The sequence below is a fragment of the Ectobacillus funiculus genome (genome assembly GCF_004138295.1).
GTDB lineage: Bacteria > Bacillota > Bacilli > Bacillales > Bacillaceae_G > Ectobacillus > Ectobacillus funiculus.
The window spans coordinates 1-1,423 of the sequence record NZ_SCFM01000122.1 but is presented as its reverse complement, the minus strand read 5'-3'; the positions used below and the strand labels follow the sequence as shown (position 1 = coordinate 1,423).

At 41.7% G+C, this 1,423-nt stretch carries 1 protein-coding gene; it reads right to left on the bottom strand.

Translation table 11 applies throughout. The annotated features are described in order from the left end of the window. Positions 1-298: 298 nt before the first annotated feature. Complete coding sequence (locus tag EP737_RS25125) at positions 299-1,081, bottom strand: putative protein N(5)-glutamine methyltransferase (RefSeq protein ID WP_129732143.1); 783 nt, start codon at positions 1,079-1,081, stop codon at positions 299-301. Positions 1,082-1,423: the final 342 nt, after the last annotated feature.

Below are 1,423 nucleotides of genomic sequence, written 5' to 3'. Positions count from 1 at the left end.
GATTACTACTTTCAGAAGGTTCATTATTTCTAATTTTTCCATATGTTTTCTTATAAACAGTACAATTTTACGTTTCCAAAAAAGAATAAAATTTATGCATATTGTATACTTGTCAAATTACATAAGCCCTTATTATCGGAATTCAATGTATCTAGCAACCTATAAAAAACCTCCAGTAAAGATCTGGAGGAGCTTCATATTAACATAATTCACGATATCGAAAGTACGGATAAAATCTTAGGAATTCATAGATTCTTCGGCTTTTATTCGTGGTAACCTCCAGCTGTCCGTATTCATTCTAAAGGAATGGTCTAGTTCCGATTACGACAGTAGCGTCAAGTTCATCACAATTTGTCACCTGTGGGATTAGTCCATTTTGAGCAAATATCTCAACGGTTTGCAATGCCTGTCGTTGGCTAGTCTCGACAAGTAGATGGCCGCCGGGCGCTAGCCAGAGTAGTGCTTCATTAGCCACCCTCCTCTGAATGTCCAGCCCATCCTCCCCACCGTCGAGTGCAACCCTCGCCTCATGTTTACGGGCTTCCTGAGGTAACAGCTTAATTGCCCCAGTAGGTACGTAGGGTACGTTTGCGATCAAGATTTGGACGTAACCACGTAGTTTAGTCGGAAGTGGACGGTAGAGATCACCTTCGTACACGTTACTATTTATCCAATTAATATTGCGCTGGGCACATCGCACTGCGGCGGGGTCTATGTCAACCGCATACAACTCGATCTGTTCTAGGATTGTAGCCAGTGCGGTACCCACCGAACCCGTACCACAGCATAAGTCAACTATGATATCTCTCGGCATAGCAAATTGAGCTGCCTGTTGGACAAGAAACTCGGTACGGCGACGAGGGACGAAAACACCTGGTTCTACCACTATCCGAAGACCACAGAAATTTGCCCAACCGATGATGTGTTCTAAGGGAAGACCGGCTATTCGTTGTTCCAGCATATCGGCTAGTATTTCTGGTGTTTGTGCTTCTGAGATAAGCAATTGTGCCTCATCTTCTGCAAAAACACAACCAGCAGTCCGAAGCTTGGTTATTATACATTTTTCTGTTTCCTCGTCTATATAAAAATCAAATGTTTTTTCTATAGTAACAGCTCCCTTTTTCTTTAATTTTAACAACTGGAAGAAGTTATTTGTTATAAAAATTGGATGCACAGGATATTCATGGGAGGTAACATAATCCCGCATTATCGGAATTCAATGTATCTAGGAGTCTACAAAAAACATCCTCCAGTTAAACAGTCTCGTGTTCGCTTTGCTATCAGGATGCAGTCCTCGGTTAGATAAGGACATACACAAGCGAGAGAATTCCAATAAGCGTTACAAATATTGAAGTTAAGAATCCATTATCAATTAATGCTGTCAGTGAACTACCCACCACTTATCCGCTGCGCGTCTTGAAGT